Origin of the sequence: Tolypothrix sp. PCC 7601 (genome assembly GCF_025677855.1) — a bacterium.
Lineage (GTDB): Bacteria > Cyanobacteriota > Cyanobacteriia > Cyanobacteriales > Nostocaceae > Aulosira > Aulosira diplosiphon.
On sequence record NZ_CP064879.1, the window covers coordinates 8,857,636 to 8,875,591 of the forward strand.

Annotated in this window: 11 protein-coding genes and 1 pseudogene; 5 read left to right on the forward strand and 7 right to left on the reverse strand. The window is 41.3% G+C overall.

All coding sequences use genetic code 11. The features are described 5' to 3' along the window. The first annotated feature begins 70 nt into the window (after window positions 1–70). Entirely contained in the window at window positions 71–2,356 is a 2,286-nt protein-coding gene (locus HG267_RS35925) for an FUSC family protein (RefSeq protein ID WP_045873932.1), read from the forward strand. 161 nt (window positions 2,357–2,517) lie between these two features. Next, window positions 2,518–5,163 carry an AMP-binding protein gene (locus HG267_RS35930; RefSeq protein WP_052335405.1) on the forward strand — a complete coding sequence of 882 codons (2,646 nt, stop codon included), beginning with the start codon at window positions 2,518–2,520 and terminating at the stop codon, window positions 5,161–5,163. A 305-nt stretch (window positions 5,164–5,468) separates the two neighbouring features. Here HG267_RS35930 and HG267_RS35935 read toward each other — a convergent pair whose 3' ends face one another. The 3 genes from HG267_RS35935 to rsmA are packed head-to-tail and all read right to left on the reverse strand — an operon-like array spanning window position 5,469 to window position 7,661. Further along, window positions 5,469–5,792, reverse strand: coding sequence for a DUF3082 domain-containing protein (locus HG267_RS35935; protein WP_045873931.1), 324 nt, complete (start codon window positions 5,790–5,792; stop codon window positions 5,469–5,471). A gap of 42 nt (window positions 5,793–5,834) precedes the next feature. Continuing rightward, window positions 5,835–6,788: a 4-(cytidine 5'-diphospho)-2-C-methyl-D-erythritol kinase gene (ispE, locus tag HG267_RS35940; protein ID WP_045873930.1), complete on the reverse strand. Its 954-nt coding sequence runs from the start codon at window positions 6,786–6,788 to the stop codon at window positions 5,835–5,837. 51 nt (window positions 6,789–6,839) lie between these two features. Continuing rightward, window positions 6,840–7,661, reverse strand: a complete 822-nt coding sequence (gene rsmA / locus HG267_RS35945) for a 16S rRNA (adenine(1518)-N(6)/adenine(1519)-N(6))-dimethyltransferase RsmA (RefSeq protein WP_045873929.1) — start codon at window positions 7,659–7,661, stop codon at window positions 6,840–6,842. Between the two features lie 504 nt (window positions 7,662–8,165). Here rsmA and HG267_RS35950 point away from each other — a divergent pair. Both HG267_RS35950 and HG267_RS35955 read left to right on the forward strand, forming a co-directional pair. Next, window positions 8,166–8,555 (forward strand): hypothetical protein, encoded by a 390-nt coding sequence (locus HG267_RS35950; protein WP_045873928.1) that lies wholly within the window; start codon window positions 8,166–8,168, stop codon window positions 8,553–8,555. A 184-nt stretch (window positions 8,556–8,739) separates the two neighbouring features. Next, a pseudogene (locus tag HG267_RS35955) lies at window positions 8,740–10,575 on the forward strand (SUMF1/EgtB/PvdO family nonheme iron enzyme). Window positions 10,576–10,609: 34 nt separating this feature from the next. Here the strand turns inward: HG267_RS35955 and HG267_RS35960 are convergent. The 3 genes from HG267_RS35960 to HG267_RS35970 all read right to left on the reverse strand — a co-directional run bounded on the left by HG267_RS35960 (window position 10,610) and on the right by HG267_RS35970 (window position 16,576). Further along, window positions 10,610–11,266, reverse strand: a complete 657-nt coding sequence (locus HG267_RS35960) for a Uma2 family endonuclease (RefSeq protein WP_045873927.1) — start codon at window positions 11,264–11,266, stop codon at window positions 10,610–10,612. 105 nt (window positions 11,267–11,371) lie between these two features. Beyond that, window positions 11,372–14,740 carry a PAS domain S-box protein gene (locus HG267_RS35965; protein ID WP_045873926.1) on the reverse strand — a complete coding sequence of 1,123 codons (3,369 nt, stop codon included), beginning with the start codon at window positions 14,738–14,740 and terminating at the stop codon, window positions 11,372–11,374. 363 nt (window positions 14,741–15,103) lie between these two features. Next, window positions 15,104–16,576: an integrase gene (locus HG267_RS35970; RefSeq protein ID WP_045873925.1), complete on the reverse strand. Its 1,473-nt coding sequence runs from the start codon at window positions 16,574–16,576 to the stop codon at window positions 15,104–15,106. Window positions 16,577–16,786: 210 nt separating this feature from the next. On the opposite strand from HG267_RS35970, the gene HG267_RS35975 reads away from it, so the two are divergent. Beyond that, the gene (locus HG267_RS35975) at window positions 16,787–17,440 is read left to right on the forward strand and encodes a GerMN domain-containing protein (protein ID WP_194007743.1); all 654 of its coding nucleotides are present in this window, start codon (window positions 16,787–16,789) and stop codon (window positions 17,438–17,440) included. Between the two features lie 64 nt (window positions 17,441–17,504). Here HG267_RS35975 and HG267_RS35980 read toward each other — a convergent pair whose 3' ends face one another. Continuing rightward, complete coding sequence (locus tag HG267_RS35980) at window positions 17,505–17,783, reverse strand: CopG family transcriptional regulator (protein ID WP_045873923.1); 279 nt, start codon at window positions 17,781–17,783, stop codon at window positions 17,505–17,507. Window positions 17,784–17,956: the final 173 nt, after the last annotated feature.

Genomic DNA, 17,956 nt, shown 5'->3' on the forward strand with positions numbered 1-17,956 from the left:
CTTAGAGTAGAAGCAGGAATTCTCTGCATACTTCATACTACTTCAGACTGAACACTTCATACTTGCCATCATGTCCAATCAAAGTCCTGTGGTTTGGCTGTTACAGCAGTTTCAACTCCAGCCGGGTAAGCCTGCTATTACCAATGGATTGCGTAGTTTGTTGATTCTTGGTGTGCCGATTGGCGTTGGCATATTTACAGGACATGGGGCGGAAAGTGCGATCGCGACTATGGCAGCTTGGTTTGTGGGGATGGTAAATGTTGATGGGGTATATCGTCAAAAGCTAATTGCACTGATTGCTGCTACTATCAGCGTGACTTTGGTGTTTGCGATCGCCAATTTAGTTAGCAGCACTCTGTGGTTAGCAATTCCTATGACGTTTTTGGTGATTTTTATTGTTGGGTTGGCGGGTATTTTTGGTAGTGTACCAGCTTCTGTCAGCTTAATCACTGGGATTATGTTTGTTGTTTCCTTGGCGCGATTCTCTGCACCGGGAAATTTGTCTACGCTACTGCTGCATTCTCTACTTTGTCTCGCTGGGGGAACATGGACAACGCTGCTATCTCTAGGGTTATTGGTAGTCCGCCCCGAGAAGCCTGTCACGGCATCTGTAGCTAAATGTTACAACTCACTCAGTAAATTTATTGAAGTAGCTGGCAAGAGAGTTGTCCATCCCCAGGATATTGAGGATTGGGGGGAGCAATTTGTCCAAGCACAGGATACCGTCACACAGGACTTAACAGCAGCTCGCAATACTTGGGCTAGTGTCTGGACAACTCAAAAAGGCGCTAGTCTGCGGGGAAATCAGTTACTTGTGTTAATTGAGGATGCTAATCAAATTATTACTTCGGTGGTGGCGCAGGTGGAACTGTTGGCGATCGCATCTGAGAGTCCGTTATGTTCCCGTTTGCAGAGAGAAATTGCTGAGGTGATGACACAGTTGGCAATTGCTATGCAGATGTTAGCAACTGCGATCGCTAAAGGCAGAAATTCTGTGCATTTGGGAGATTTAGATCGCTCTGTGGAAGCACTAGAATATGAGTGGCAAATTTTACGCAATCAAGTTGTCAGTCAAAACAGTAATTTACCCAGAGATGAGTATTGGGATTTAGTTAATTTGCGGAAGTTAACCACCAGTTTCAGTCAGTTGGTACAACAAATTCATACTGATGCTGAGATAGTTACAGATTTACAACAAGGAAAACAGCGTAACCCCATCAACCAAGATATTACCCTACCCAAACCGCCGACAACTGCTGAGATGATGGAGACGCTGCGGTGTAACTTAACTTTTGATTCGGTGATGTTCCGCCATGCGTTGCGTTTAGCAGTGGTTGTTGCTTTGGCGGAATTAATTTCCTCATTATTGCAAATCCCGAGAGGTTACTGGATTACTTTAACAGCACTTGTGGCGCTCAAGCCTAACTTTGGCGGTACAACGCAGACAACAGTGCAACGTGCACTCAGTACAATTTTTGGTAGTATCATCGGCATTACTGCAATTTTGTTGATTCACAATCAATGGGCGATCGCATTTTTTCTATTGTTGCTGGTGTTTACGGCCATGTCAGTGCGATCGCTTAGTTATACCCTGTTTATCACGCTGTTGACTCCCGCCATTATCTTACTCCTAAATATGATTAATGCCGGTGGCTGGGAGGTAGGATTATTGCGGATTGTTGATAGTTGCGTTGGTGGTGGGTTAGCGCTGATTGGTGGCTATTTACTGTTTCCCAGTTGGGAAAGACAAAAACTTCCCGCCCAACTCGCAAAAACAATTCGCGCTAATCTTGCATACTTTCAACAGGTAATTGCGAACTATCTCAATTCCCAAAATACTTCTGTGGCTGCTCTCAACAGCCTACGTCATCAAGCTGCACTAGAGAACGCCAACGCCAACGCCGCCGCTCAAAGATTGTTTAGCGAACCCCGTCATGTTCAGGGAGAAATCGAACCTGTGATGACATTAATGATATATATTCGCAATTTTTATAACTCAATAACAACTTTAGCGGAACATCAGCGAGAATTTAGCGGTCAGTATCAATTTGCAGCAATCCCAGAATTTACTGATAGTATCATCCAAATTTTGGAGAATTTAGCCGATGCTCTGCAATACAGACAAACGCCCCAACCCTTACCAATACTTAATAATCATCTGGAAACTATTCACGAGCAAACCGAGCAGTTGTATATGGCGCGAATCTCAGAAATTACCATCGATCCCCACATTGTGACACCAACATTACAAGCTGTCCGCGAACAAACTCCGGTTTTTGCAGAACTAGAACGTATAGTTAATCAAATTAAAATTATCCATTGTGCGATCGCTCTGTTAGCAACATCATCAAGGTGAATTCTCTTTATACTAACTTTATAAATTACGTAATTACAGTACTTACGTTTTAAAGCGTTGATAAAGATAAAAAATTATACGCTTATTGGCTGTATATCTATATAGTAGCTTTTGCAAAAAAATTGCAATTAGCTATATATACCTAAGTACACGAAAGACCAATGGCAATACAAGACTTACAAGACAGAGCCACGTCAATCTTTGGTACTTCCACAAATTTGACAATTGAGCAGTTAATTATAGATGGTGTGAGGCAAAACCCAGGAGCCAGAGCCATAGCAGCTCCTGGCCGTCTACCTTTGACATACGCTCGTCTTTATGAACACCTCCAAGATATTCGGACAACCTTAAATACCTTGGGTTTGGGAGTAGGCGATCGCGTTGCTATTGTACTGCCCAATGGCCCGGAAATGGCTGCTGCTTTCTTAACTGTAGCCGCCTGTGCCACTAGCGCGCCGCTTAATCCTGCTTATAGTGCCGAGCAATTTGAATTTTATCTGGATGATTTGAATGCTAAAGCTTTGATTGTGCAATCTGGCATAGATTCCATCGTCAGAGAAGTTGCAGCAGCTCGCCAGATTCCCATTATTGAACTGACACCAAAGCTAGAAGCTGAAGCCGGAATTTTTGAACTCAGCGGTGAAACTCATTTACCGCCAATCAAACCCACTCACAGTAAAAATGAAGATACCGCCCTAGTATTGCATACATCAGGAACCACAGTCAGACCGAAAATAGTGCCCCTAACCCAGGCTAATTTATATATCGCCGCAGACATTATTAAAAAGGCGCTGGAGTTAGAACCCAATGATTGTTGTTTGAATGTTATGCCCCTGTTCCACGTACAGGGGTTATTTATATCAATTCTCTCTTCCATTGCTGCTGGTGGGAGTGTTGCTTGCGCGGCGGGATTTGATAGTTTGCAGTTTTTTGACTGGCTGCAAAATTTACAAGTTACTTGGTATTCATCGGTTCCTACTATTCATCAAGCAGTTTTAAATGCGGCGACTCAGAACAATATCAAGAACATTCCCAAGTTGCGATTTATTCGTTCTGGTGGTGCGGCTTTACCAAGACCAGTGATGAGAGCGATAGAGGAATTATTCCAAGCTCCCATACTCGAAGGTTACGGTATGACCGAGACTGGCTGTATTATTACCCTCAATCCATTACCACCGCGTCAGCGTAAACCTGGTTCTGTCGGTATTGCCACTGGGATGAAACTAGGCATTATGGATGCAACTGGTAATTTATTGCCACCTCATGAAATTGGAGAGATTGTAGTTCAGGGCGGCCATGTGATGCATGGTTATGAAAATAATCCTGTAGCTAATCAAAACTCCTTTCTCAATGGCTGGTTTAGAAGCGGTGACCAAGGCTATCTTGATGATGAAGGTTACCTGTTTTTAACAGGTAGACTGAAGGAACAAATTAATCGCGGTGGCGAAAAAATCGCGCCTCGGGAAATTGATGACATTCTCTTAGAGCATCCAGCAGTCGCTCAAGCTGTAGCTTTTGCTGTTCCTCATCCCACTCTCGGAGAGGATTTAGCAGCCGCTATTGTCGTACATGAGAATGCTACTGTGACCGACAAAGAACTGCGTGAATTTGTCGCTAGCAAGCTGGCTGGGTTTAAGGTGCCCAATCAAATATTATTTGTGGAAGATATTCCCAAGGGTTCCACAGGTAAACTGCAGCGAATTGGTTTAGCCAAAAAGCTGCAAAAAGAATTGAAGACTAATTTCGTTGCACCCAGAACTGAACTAGAAAAAGCATTAGCTCAAATTTGGGCTGAGGTTCTCAATCTGCAACAGGTGGGAATTTACGATAATTTCTTTGCTTTAGGTGGCGACTCTTTGCTGGCGGTTACCCTGTTCAACAAAATTGAGCAGAAATTAGGCTACAGTCTGCCTTTATCTACCCTGGTTCCAGCACCCACTATTGAGCAATTTGCTGCTGTTCTTAGTCAAGCGAAATCTTCAGCATCTAGCTCATCTCTGGTAGCAATTCATCCTCAAGGTTCCAGGCCACCCCTATTTTTGATTCATGCTGTTTGGGGTAATGTCCTGTTGTATCGAGATTTTGCACGTTATTTGCACCCCGAACAACCGATTTATGCTTTGCAAGCCAAGGGACTTGATGGTCAACAAGCACCCATCACTGATTTGAGGCAAATGGCTGCTAACTACATCCAAGAAATACGCCAGATGCAACCGCATGGCCCCTATTATCTTGGTGGTTATTCCTTTGGTGGGATTATCGGCTTTGAAATCGCCCAACAACTGAAAGCGCAAGGTGAAGAAATTGCCCTCGTTGCTATATTTGATGTTTCATCGCCTGGTTATGCGAAACCAATTCCCAATTCCCATGAGGCAAACTTTTTCCATCTCCGCAAACTGTTGAATTTGAAGATTCAAGACCAGCTAACTTATGTGTGGGAAAGATTAGCTTGGCATTTTCAGATTGGGAAGATGAGTATGTTTTATAAATTTTACCTGCGTTATCTCAAGCGATCGCTCCCAGACCTGCGGTTGTTGGAAGTAGCGTTAGCCAATAATCAAGCTGGTAAGAGTTATATTCCCTCAATCTACTCGGGTCAAGTAACTCTCTTCCGCGCCAGTCAGCAAAATGTTGGCTTAGATGTTGACCGAGAATTAGGCTGGGGTCGGTTAGCGGCTGGTGGTGTGGAACTTTATGATGTCCCCGGCTCCCACGCTTCCCTGATTCTGGAACCTCATGTACAGGTACTCGCGCAAAAATTCCAAGCTTGTTTAGACCGAGCACAATTCAAAATTCGTAATTCGTAATCTTCACCAAGGGTGCAACTAGCAAGCTACGTAATTTTTGTTCTTCATTCCCCCTCATCTACAGGTGGCTTGGTAAGGTCACAAAGTTGAGCTTCTGGGAACTAGCTAACCAAATACCATTTTTTATTCAAGCTTCTACCATCAGTATTTTTTGACTTACGCAAAAATCAAGTAACTCTATCATGACGAGCGATAGGAAAGTAATCTCTCCTGATGCTGGGATTGCTTCTCTACACTTCGTTTCGGTCGCAATGAAATTATCGGCGTTGCGTAAGTCCTATTTATTTGTAATTACGAATTACGCATTAACCTTCCTTCGCCTTTGTCAGTTTTTGCACTACCATTTGCACAGCTAAAGCTAATAAACCCAGAGCAACTATACCAAATACTCCCGCACCCAAGGCGAATACACCGACTACCAATGTCCGAACTGCGGAAGTAATTCTGACTACTAATTGGTTATCGGAATGGATAGGTTTACTTGCAAAATTTGTGGCGATTGAAATCATCAGCGAATAGATTGCATATCCTAATCCACCAGAAATGATCGCTCCGGTTACACAGCGTAACGGATTCATTGTTTCTGGGGTGGAAGTTTCTGGTTGGGGAAGGGAGTTGGGGTCAGTCATACAATTTTGGATTTGGGATTTGGGATTTGGGATTAATAATCCTTAAACTGAAGAGGCGATTTTGATTCCATGTGTAGTCATCCGCGTCACGAACAATTCTAAATCTTCATTGGGAATTGTGGCGCGAATTTGCTGCTTGATGACTTCGGCTTGTTGTTGCGATTCGACCAAAGCAAAAACTGACGGGCCAGAACCAGACATCATTGTTCCTAAAACCCCTGGTTGAGATGCAAATAATTCTCGCAGTTGCAAAACTTGGGGATACTCAGGTAACACGACACGCTCTAAGTCATTATGCATTTTTTTGGCGATGTCTGCTGTATCTTTATTGGCGATCGCTCTGACTATCGGCCCGGAATGTACTGCACTGGCACGGGCAATTAAGCTGGCGGTATCTTTAATATAGGTGCTACCAAACTGCTGGCGATAGGTTTTGTACGCCCAAGCTGTAGAAACTTCTAGGCTGCGATATTTGCCTAATACTATATATATGTTGTCTAAGTTTGGTAACGGGGAAAGTTGTTCGCCTCTTCCTGTCGCAATCACTGTCCCCCCCGCGATACAGAAGGGGACATCTGAACCCAGAACCGCGCCTAGTTCTTCTAATTCTGATTGAGTTAGTCCCAAATTCCAAAGTAAATCTATTCCCACCAACACAGCAGCGGCGTTTGTGGAACCACCAGCTAACCCAGCCGCTACAGGAATATGTTTATCAATAGTAATTTCCACGCCGCCAAATCTCGCAAAGCTATCGGGAAATTCTTTTACCATTAATTCCGCCGCCCGATAGGCCAGATTAGTTTTATCTGTGGGTACTTGTGGGTGGTGACTGTGAACGCGAATCGTATCGGTGCTGAGAGAACGCACGCTAATTTGGTCAGCTAAGTCGATACTTTGCAGGATCATCGCTAACTCATGAAATCCATCCGGGCGATCGCCGATGATTTCCAAATACAAGTTGATTTTAGCAGGGGCAATGAGGGTGTAGGAACGCATAACAATTTTAGATTTGGGATTTGAGATTTTGGATTGTTCGCCAAAACCTTCTCAATCATTGGTTAAAAGTAACTGATTAGCTAGAGTTACCCACTGGGATACACTGAGGTCTTCAGCGCGTACCTGGGGATTTATCTCTAATTGTTCCAGTAAGTGGGTCAAGCGATCGCGTTCTACTACTGGTTGTAAATTATTTCGTAACATTTTTCGCTTCGCGCCAAACCCCAGTTTAATCAAATTCTCGAATTTACGCGGGTCAATGGCTGGGGTTTCTATTGGTCTTGGACGTAACCTTACGACTGCGGAATCTACTTTTGGTGGTGGATGAAATGCACTAGCTGGAACTGTACAAATTAACTCACATTCTGCCAAATATTGTACCCTGACACTTAATGCTCCAAAGCTTTTTGAACCTGCTTTTGCATATAACCTTTCTGCTACTTCTTTCTGCACTAATAATACTATTGAATCAAAGGGTTTAGGGTTAGGATTCGCAATCGTTCCTAGCAGTTTTTCGATTATTGGGCCTGTGATGTTATAAGGTATATTCGCAACTACTTTATTTTGATTTTGAAACTTAGGAAATGCTGCTAAATTTCCTTGTACATCCAAAGTCAAAAAATCACCTTGCAGCAGCAGAAAATTTTCTCTTTTACCCAGTTGCTTTGCTAATAAATCGCACAAATCTCTATCGATTTCTACAGCCACCAAAGATTGCACCAAAGGTAACAAACGCCGCGTCAGGATACCTGTACCAGGGCCAATCTCCAGAACGCGATCGCCCTCCTGACACTCCGCCGCCTGCACGATTGCGTCCAGAGCCTTCTCACTTTTGAGCCAATGTTGAGCAAAGACCTTGCGCGGTCGCACCATCTCTTTTCCTCTCTATATCTAGTTTCTAGCGTTTCTACAAAAATCCATTTCTTACTTTTTTCTTACTTTTTACTACCCATTTTTGACCCATTTTACCCCAAAAGCAATTGACTTAAAATATAAAATATGATATAGCGATGAGAAATCGCATTTCATCTCACCGACAGAGGAAATCAACACATACAGGTTGTAAACGAACTCAAGCATGGTAGGTAAAAGCAGCAATATAAAATTTCAGAAAATCTGACTTTAATCATTTTCTCTGAAGATGTCGATAAATGAAAATTTAGGTGAAAGCTAATTATATTTCTAAATGCAGAAGCAAATAGAGCATTTTAAAATCTCAATCAAACAAACTAAACCTCAAAAATTTTTCTTTGCGCCTCTGCGCCTCTGCGTGAGAAAAATTTACTCCAGCAACAAAACGAGTGACATATTTCTGAAATCACCATTAATATCGTTGTATAGTATTTTGATAAAATCTTAGATAAACACTGAAAAGCTATGCCAGAAACACCTTCAGACAGCATTTGGATTGTCACCGACGACACCCCGCAAATATCGATTCCTGATGGTACTAAAGGCGTGACTTTTAGAGGTGGTGACTGGGGAGACGAAACCAGAGAAACCACAGGTACCAAAGCACCTGGAGATGCAGTTAAAGTTAGCGCACAGAAATTAGAGCAAGAAATGTCTCACTTTCTGCAGGTGGTAGGACGCTTATTCAGCCGTGCAGAACAACAAGCTCAAGGTAACTCTGGGATGCGGCTAGAAGAAATTGAACTTTCGGTAGAAATTAGCGGTGAGGGAGAAGTCAAGTTAATTGGTAGCGGTGCAAAAGCTAGCGGTAAAGGCGCAATCAAACTGACATTCAAACGCCCAGAATCAAAGTGAGATGGCAAAAAATTGGGCGATCGCATTCACCAGTATGATTGACTACAACCGTTAAAATATGCCTAGCGGGATAAATAGTTTAAGCTGTCACGCCTAGAAATTGCACTTTTTAGAGTATCAGCTTGCTATATTCACTATATATCTGGGAAAATTTACCTAATTCAAATCCTATCGGGTAAACCTGATGTTAATCGGTGCAGTTCTCCGCAAGCGCTACAAAATCCTCCGACTAATAGGAAGTGGTGGATTTGGAGACACATATCTAGCACAAGATTTGGATTTACCCAACCGTCCTTTTTGCGTTGTCAAACACCTAAAACCAAAAAACCTGAATCCAGCCGATTTGCCAATAGCTAAACGGTTATTTAATAGTGAAGCAGAAGCATTATACAGATTAGGCAACCTACACAACCAAATCCCCAAACTCTTTGCTCACTTTGAAGAAAATGGCGAATTTTATCTAGTGCAAGAATTTGTTGATGGTGAAGACTTGAGTAAAGAAATTGCGCCAGGTAAGCAGCTTAGTGAGGGTGAGGTAACTAAGCTATTATAAGAAATTTTAGAAATTTTGGCGGTAGTTCATCAGCAGAATATCATTCACCGCGACATCAAACCGCAAAATATCATGCGTCGTCGTCAAGATGGCAAGATTGTACTGATTGACTTTGGTGCAGTTAAAGAAAGTATGACAGTAAATGCCCAAGGACAAACCAGTGCTACAGTTGCTATTGGGACACCTGGCTATATGCCAAGTGAACAAGCAGATGGACAACCAAAATTATGCAGCGATGTTCATGCTGTAGGAATGTTGGGAATTTATGCTTTAACAGGGATACAGCCACACCAAATCTCAAAAAATCCCACTGATGGCGAAGTGATTTGGCGAAATCAGACAAAAGTTAGTGATCGCCTAGCTGATATTTTAAACAAAATGGTGAGTTATCATTTTCGCGATCGCTATCCCACAGCCGCAGAAGTATTACAAGCACTCACACCACCACCTCCCTCAACCCCATCACGGCGGAGAGTAATTCAAACTGTCGGATTGATGGGTGCTGGGTTTGGTTTGGCGATTATCAAAGAACGGTTGTTATCTGGTTCAAAAGACAATTCTCTACCAACACAGAGTACAGGTAAAACAACGAAATCTCCAACAACACCAACTAGTTCTGTTACCCAGTCTCCCGTCTCACAAAATCGCTTACAAACTTTTAAATTTGATGTGGTGACAGTAGATGCAAAGGGAAAACCCGCTCAAACCAGCAAGGGTGAAGCGAAATACTTTGTCGAAAATTTGGGTAATGGTGTCACCTTGGAAATGGTAAAGATACCAGGGGGAACCTTTACAATGGGTTCGCCAGTAGAGGAAGCAGAAAGAAGAGATGATGAAGGTCCACAGCATCAGGTAACAATTCCTGGCTTCTTCATGGGTAAATATGAAGTTACACAGGCGCAATATCAAACAATTACCGGGAAAAATCCTTCTTATTTCCAAGGCGAAACACGACCAGTAGAACAAGTTAGTTGGAATGATGCTGTGGAATTTTGCCAAAAGTTGAGCCAAAATACAGGACGCACCTATCGATTACCCAGCGAAGCTGAATGGGAATATGCTTGTCGTGCAGGAACCAAAACACCGTTTTATTTTGGTGAAACTATTACTACTGATTTAGTTAACTACAACGGCAATTACCCTTACTCCTCTGCATCCAAAGGTGAATATCGTAACGAAACAACAACTGTTGGAAGATTTCCGCCAAACTCTTTCGGTTTATACGATATGCATGGCAATACATGGGAATGGTGTATAGATACATATCATAATAACTATTACGAAGCGCCCAAAGACGGGAGTGCATGGCTGAGTAGTAACGATAATGATTATAGGTATAGGTTGCTGCGTGGCGGTTCTTGGCACGAACTAGTTAGGTTTTGTAGGTCTGCTTTTCGCAGCACCAACGTACGGGTGGATAGTTTCACCGATGTTGGTTTTCGCGTGGTTGCGGTGGCTGTAGCGTGAGTACTCGCCTAAGTCAGAGCTGATAAGTGGGAATTTATCGGGCGTACATTAGGGAGTTTTGCTCTCTTACCCAAGCTCGAAAAGCCTTCATAGTAGCGTTTCTCCCTTCAACTTTACTCCGCATTAAGTACTCAGGAATAATTTGAGCAATCGCTAAATTGGGAAAAACATTACTAGTAGTAGAAGCTACATATTTACCATTAATCATCACATTAATTTCTAGGCGATTACCATTCCAGCGCCATAATTCCGGCACACCCAATACCTCATAATTATTAAACCGAGTGCGAGAAGTAATATCAATTTCAATTGCTAAATCTGGTAGTGGATCAACTGTTAAATCAATTCTATCTTTACCGCGTACAGCCGCTTCATTTTGAATGTAGAAACAATCATCAGGTTCTACTCCAGTATCCATTTTTTCTTGATCAAAAGTGGTAGAACCCAAACTCCAAAATTCTATATCAAGTTCTTCTAGTAGAGCCTTTACTAAGTCCCCAATAATAACTTTCGCTACCTCATGCTCTGGTAATGGAGCCATGATTTCTAACATTCCTTGACTGTATGATATACGAGAATTGCGGTTCTCACCCAATTCCGCCAAAATATTTTTGTATACTGACCAAGATATATTTTTAATCAACAACTGATGACCGACAGGTACAACTAGCTGGTTGAGTTGAAGTAACATAACTACCCTCGTTTCTAGATTTCACCTAACTAGTACCAACTTCATCATATTTCATTTTCAACCTGCCGGAGGCTAACGCACCTGTAACTTTGTGAGGATACTTAATTACGTTGGCATTTCTGGTTGCGTAATCGGAATTTCAATCACAAATTCTGCGCCCTTTCCTGGTACGGAATTACAATATAATTTACCACCATGTCTATCTACTACAATTTGGTAACTAATAGATAATCCTAATCCGGTTCCCTTACCCACATCTTTAGTAGTAAAGAAAGGGTCAAATAATTTAGAAACTATTCCTGGGGGAATTCCCTTACCATTATCTGCAATGTGAATAGCTACAAGATTACTATTAACAGCTTCTGTCCGAATGCGAATGTGGGGACTTGTTTTTTCTTCGCCATTACTGGACAGGGAATCTTCTAAAGCGTCAATTGCATTACTCATAATATTCATAAATACCTGATTGAGTTGTCCAGGATAGCAATCGACTAAGGGTAATTTGCCATATTCTTTAATTACTGCAATTTCAGAATTATCTGCTTTCGCTTTCAAGCGATGGTGCAGAATCATCAGAGTACTATCCAAACCTTCATGGACATTCACCAGCTTAAATTCTGCTTCATCTAAGCGTGAAAAATTCCGTAAAGATAGTACAATCTCCCGGATACGTTGGGTTCCTATCCGCATAGATTGGAGCAACTTAATTAAATCTTCCTTGAGGAAATCAAGCTCCATATCATCAATTTCTGCTTGAATTTCTGCGGCTGGCTCAGGGTAATATTGTTCATATAATTCCAGCAAATGTAATAAATCTTCAACATATTCACTAGCAGGAATGAGATTACCATGAATGAAATTTACCGGATTATTAATCTCATGGGCGACACCAGCAACCATATTCCCCACAGATGACATTTTCTCGCTGTGAATGAGTTGCGCTTGGGTGCGTTGGAGTTCGCGCAGAGTGTTTTCTAAGTTTTGTGCTTGTGCTTGTAATTGAATTTCGGTTTGTTTGCGTTCAGTAATATCAGTTGATACACCCAAAATTTGCTTGATATCTCCCTGTTCATTGCGGTTAAATGGTGTTTCTCGACAGTAAAGCCAGCACCATTCACCATTTACACGTCTAACACGAAATTCAATCTCCACAATATCACCATCTTTGCTGGTAAGAAATTGCTGATGGTGAAGGCTGACTCTTTCTCGATCATCTGGATGCATAATCACCGGAAGCAGATTATCTCCCAGTTGTTGAATTTCTGTATTAGAGTAACCCAGAAGCGTTTCAAGTTCTTGATTGGCGTAAATATTGCGCTGTTCTTCTAAATCGAAAATGTAGAGAATATTAGGCGAAGAATCTGCTATACGTTGAATGAAGTGTTGACTAGCTTGCAGCGCTTCTTCGGCTTGTTTACGCTCAGTAATATCCCAAGTTGTACCGACAATTTGATAAATTCTTCCTTCGTTATTTATCAGAGGATTGAGTGTGGTAAACCACCATTTCTCTTGTTCATCGAAAGTTAAGCACTCTTCATAAGTAGTTTCTTTACCAGCATCTATACAGCTTTGATAACGCTGACGCACTAATGTGCCTTCAATCGTTCCCAGCAATTCTTCGGGAGTTTTGCCAATAATTTTGGCATGATTTATTCCTATGCTTTTTTCTGCTGATGAATTACAACCAGCAAAACGAAATTCACCATTTTCTAAAACATTAACTACAAATATAACTTGAGGAACACCATCATAAATACTCCGTAAAAACTGCTCTTGCTCTTGTAATTTAGTTTCTGCCTCTTTGCGTTTGCTAGCATCACGCGTAATGGTAGCAAAGCACATAGGCTCTGCAGTTTCAGGATTTTTAATCACAAACATATTGTAATCAACAGAAATAGCTTTTTCTGTTTGGAAATGTCGAAAATGCAATTCACCTTGCCACATTCCTTGTTTTATAACTATCGGTAAAACCTCCTGGAGTAAGTATTGTCTATCATCGGGAAATATATAGTCAATAATGTTAGAATTTTTGACAAACTCCAAACTTTCAATGCCTACAATATTTCGTCCGGCTTCATTCAAAAATAATGCTTTACCTTCCAAAGATGCAAAACCAATAAAGTCGCTACTATTTTCAATCAACGAAACAAAAATTTGCCGTTCTTGTTCAGCTTGTTTGTGTTCTGTGATCTCTGTTGTCGTGACAACTAGTTGAGTAATTTGTGAGTTGTTATCAAACAGGGGCGTGATATTTAATAACCACCAATTTTCTTGGTTATTATGCCAGAAAGATTCCTCAAAAAATATACTCTTGCGTAACTTAATGCACTCTTGATAACGCTGGCGATAGTAATATGCCATATCAGCAGGTAATGCAGCTGCCATTGTTCGCCCTACAAAAGATTCTAACGGCATGGGGCTGAGTTGGAGGATAGCAGGATTGAATTTTACATAACGAAACTCTGCACCATCATCTAAAACATCTAAGACAAAGATGCCATAATCTACACCTTCCCAGATGCTTTGCAAAAATTGTGCCTGTGATTGCAGTTTTTGCTGGGTTTTTTGGTTATCGCTAATATCAAATAAGCAACCATACCAAATCACCTCACCATCTCTTTGAAGTTCTGGATGAGAGAAAGCCTTAATCCATTTCTTTTTACCAGTAAGGGTCATCATCCGCCACTCGCAGTCAAAGTCTTGCAGAGTTTGGGCAGATTCAGCAATTGCTTGTTGTACTTTTACAACATCATCAGGATAAATTAGGCTAAATGCGAAGGATGCGTCTTCTTTAATTTCTTCTGGTTCTAGTTCGAGAATATCTCGACATCGTGAAGATGCGTAGGGAAAATACCCTGTACCATCGGGTTGAAGGCAAAATTCATAAAGCATCCCTGGTACATTATCTGCCAGTCGTTGCAACCTAGCTTCACTATGACGCAACTCTGCTGTGCGTTCCTCAACTCTGGCTTCTAATTCTTCATTAAGTCGTTTCAGTTCTGCTTCTGTCTGTTTGCGAGTGGTAATCACTTCGGTAAACATAATAATGCCACCCACTGCACCAGATTCTTCATGCCAAGGATGTATCTCCCACTTCACCCATTCAGTAGTACCATTGGCACGAATGAAGATATCTTCTTCAGATTTCTCAATAGCACCTGCTAAACAGCGTTGGTGAATTTCTCGCCAATTCTGGGAAATTTCTGGAAAAACTTCATAATGAGAACGCCCAATAATCTCTTCATCGCCTAAGCTATAATCCTCTCGCCAACGCCGACTAACTAACAAGTAGCGCATCTCAAGGTCAAAAACAGCGATCGCAGCTGGAGTGTATTCTATAAATAACTGCATCTGCTGGCGAGATTTTAGCGAACTGAAGCAGTGATTAGACCCCACTCTCTGACGCAGTTCTGTCAGTTCCTGTTGTAGAGATTCATAAGTATTTTTATCTACAGTAATCAGATTGCAAGTCATAGATTTGTCACTTGCTAGCTAGGAAGATGAAGTTAACATTAGTACTTAGTCTTCCCAATTCCACGCAGTAAACAACATTATGACTGGGAAATGGGCATAGGGCATTGGGCATAGGGCATTGGGCATAGATAATGGGAGATGAGGGAGAAATAACAAACACCCAATGACTAATGACTAATGACTAATGACTAATGACTAATGACTAATGACTAATGACTAATGACTAATGACTAATGACTAATGACTAATGACTAATGACTAATGACTAATGACTAATGACTAATGACTAATGACTAATGACTAATGACTAATGACTAATGACTAATGACTAATGACTAATGACTAATGACTAATGACTAATGACTAATTACCCATTACCTCACCCAACTGATGTTGAATAAGCAACGCTTTCAGCGTCGCATTCTCAGCCTTAATCGCCTGATTTTCTGCTTCCAATTCTGCAATTCTAGCCTTTAAAGCTTCCTTACTTGTACCTTGGCGATGAATGACAACTTCACGATAAATCTCTAAATTAGCATCCTCATTCATCCATCTTTGATATGTTTTAGTATGCTCTTGTACTGTATGCCCCATGTAATCAGACATCGTTTTAATGGGGACTTGCAACCGATGTCCACGGATAGCATAAGCGTGACGTAATTCGTATGGTCTAAACCCAATATTTGTCGCTCTAAATCTGATGTAAAGCTTTGCTGTTTTATTACTGAGCTTACCTTCATTGTAAGGAAACTTGACATTTTTTAAATCAAATAATTCTATCCAATGGGGATATAAAGGCGGAATTCCACAACTACGCTCACCAGTTTTAGTACCTTCTGTCAATCGCGGATTTAATGTTACTAAATGAAAAGTATTGTGAGGATGAGTAAACGCTTCTATATCAATGGCATATAATTCATGGGGTCTTAAACCGTAAGTTGCTAACATTCCGTAAGCCCATTGCCATTGTTCCGGTTTTGTAATATTCTCCTTAGTAGCGAATGCCGATAATGGCATCCCAATTTTATTAAATCCTTGAATAATTTCCTCATCTGTAGGTACTTTGCGAATACTAGGATAAGGCTTAGGTGTAGCATAAGCATCAATTGTTTTTAAGCCATTAATACCGCAAAATTCGCAAAATTTCTTCAATTGCCATGCTAAGAAAAACCGCCCAGATGTATTAGGTTTGGTTTTTTCCAATGCTTTTTCTAAAGCTGATGAAGACATTGGCTCATCTGGGGGTAGCTTTTTTAGATGTCTAATATAATGAGTTTCCCAAGTGCGGATTCCTTGGCGATTTTTCTCATGGGTTTTCCAAAACTCCCGCTCATACTCTTGAATCAATTCACTGATGAGTTTGGCAGAATCTTCTGGTGCTGGTAACGCAATTTTTTGTGCTTGCTTCCCAAGTAATTCTGGTGTCCACTGGAATTGTTTGGTAATTAGTGATAAATCTAATTCTCGGGCTTTAACTACTGCCGTTTTTACACCAATATCATTAGCAGCAAAACCAAACGAAATGGTATACTGCTTACTTGGACTACCATTTTTTCCTACATCCCCAGGCCTACAGGGAAAAGTCCCTTGTAAACCGATAGTTTTAGCACTAGTAAGCTTAAGTTTAACCTTCACCTTATCCAAACTTAATGCCAAGTTAGCTTGCCCAACCGCGTGTTTTATCCTGAGATATTCACGCTCCATCTTCACATTTTCGTCAGATGGTGAATGTTTGGCTTTCCATTGCTTCCACTTGGCTGGTTCCCAAGTATCAATTGCAATCCCATCGTACTCAGCATTACGGATATCGTATGTACTGGCTTCATTGTTAGACATAAGCTTTTCTGGCATCGAGGAAAGTACTGACAATTTAAGGCAGAATTGGGGGAATGGTTTTAAATATCAGCAATTTTACTAGCAAAATTAAGCTTGGATAAATCTAATTCAAATCTCGCTAATTTATACGGAACTGAAAACAATAACACTGAAGTTAATAACAACAACCTCACAACTTCAAAGCAACAACTTTAAAGGGTGTATAACATGATGAGCATAACTAAAAGATATGTTTTACCATTATTTGCTGTGGCGATCGCAACCAGCATCAGCAGTTGTAGTTCTAATCCTAGCTCTACTCAGGATACCGCTAGCGAGTCGCCAGCGCCCACTGTAACATCAAACATTGAATCAGTACCCTCCCCCAGTCAAACACCCAGCATGGCTCAACTGAGGGCTAAATCTGACAATATTGGCGTACCTTCGCCCAAAGCAACCACCGAAAGCACACCTGCTACAACTACGACTGAGACACCATCCGCAAAAGCCTCTCCTACAGAGCAAGCTGCTACAGGTAAAACTACCAATGTCACCCTATACACAAGTGACACGCAATGCCAACAACTAATTCCCCAAAAAGTAGCAGTACCAGCAGATGAGCCTGTAGAAGGTGCGGTGAGTAAGATTTTAGAGCAAAGAGATACAGGAGACTTTAACTTATCTAGTTACCGCGTTAACCTCAAAAATGGCGTTGCTACCGTTGATTTGCGAGTAGCGCCCAACTCTAAACGGCAAATAGCCTCTCTTTCTAGTTGTGAACAGTTTGCCATGTTTGGTAGCCTTCGTAAAACCCTCACCAGCAATCCTCAATGGAAGATTAAAGAAGTACGCTTCACCGAACGAGGCGAGGAAATTGTGCTTTAGTTTTGGTGTTTGGTGTTTGTACGAATTACCAATTACCAATTACCAATTACCCATTACCCAATCCCTAATCCCCAGTCCCCAATCCCCCATTAGATAAAAGCCATTGCTCAACCAACTCTGTCATAATGTCGCTCATCTGTCGTTCCTGAAAAGCGGCTGCTGCTTTCAATTTTCGATGCAGCTGCTTAGGCAGATAGATAGTTGTGCGAATATATTCAGGGTCGGTACTTTTGCTTAAAGAAGTTGGCTTATCTTCTATTAGCTGTGGGTTGTCTCGTTGTTGACGGCTGCGCGCAGCATCAATTAGTTCATCAAAACGGCTATTTTTCTTCTTATTCAAAATTAATTTCTCCTTATTTAGTTAATAGTCAAAAAGTTAAAAGCCACAGAGACATGATTAATCGCGTCTGTACTCAAAAGTCAAAAGTTTTAATCTGATGAATCCAACTTTCTTTAAAGCTATGAAGGAAAATCTTGACAGCAGAGTGAGAATTAGATGATTGTGAAAAAATAGTA

Bases quoted from the DNA above. Each gene is read 5' to 3' on its own strand.
- HG267_RS35950 (WP_045873928.1), top strand. From the start codon at position 8,166: ATGCCAGAAACACCTTCAGACAGCATTTGGATTGTCACCGACGACACC.
- HG267_RS35965 (WP_045873926.1), bottom strand. From the start codon at position 14,740: ATGACTTGCAATCTGATTACTGTAGATAAAAATACTTATGAATCTCTA.
- rsmA (WP_045873929.1), bottom strand. From the start codon at position 7,661: ATGGTGCGACCGCGCAAGGTCTTTGCTCAACATTGGCTCAAAAGTGAG.
- HG267_RS35930 (WP_052335405.1), top strand. From the start codon at position 2,518: ATGGCAATACAAGACTTACAAGACAGAGCCACGTCAATCTTTGGTACT.
- HG267_RS35935 (WP_045873931.1), bottom strand. From the start codon at position 5,792: ATGACTGACCCCAACTCCCTTCCCCAACCAGAAACTTCCACCCCAGAA.
- HG267_RS35975 (WP_194007743.1), top strand. From the start codon at position 16,787: ATGAGCATAACTAAAAGATATGTTTTACCATTATTTGCTGTGGCGATC.
- HG267_RS35960 (WP_045873927.1), bottom strand. From the start codon at position 11,266: ATGTTACTTCAACTCAACCAGCTAGTTGTACCTGTCGGTCATCAGTTG.
- HG267_RS35925 (WP_045873932.1), top strand. From the start codon at position 71: ATGTCCAATCAAAGTCCTGTGGTTTGGCTGTTACAGCAGTTTCAACTC.
- ispE (WP_045873930.1), bottom strand. From the start codon at position 6,788: ATGCGTTCCTACACCCTCATTGCCCCTGCTAAAATCAACTTGTATTTG.
- HG267_RS35970 (WP_045873925.1), bottom strand. From the start codon at position 16,576: ATGTCTAACAATGAAGCCAGTACATACGATATCCGTAATGCTGAGTAC.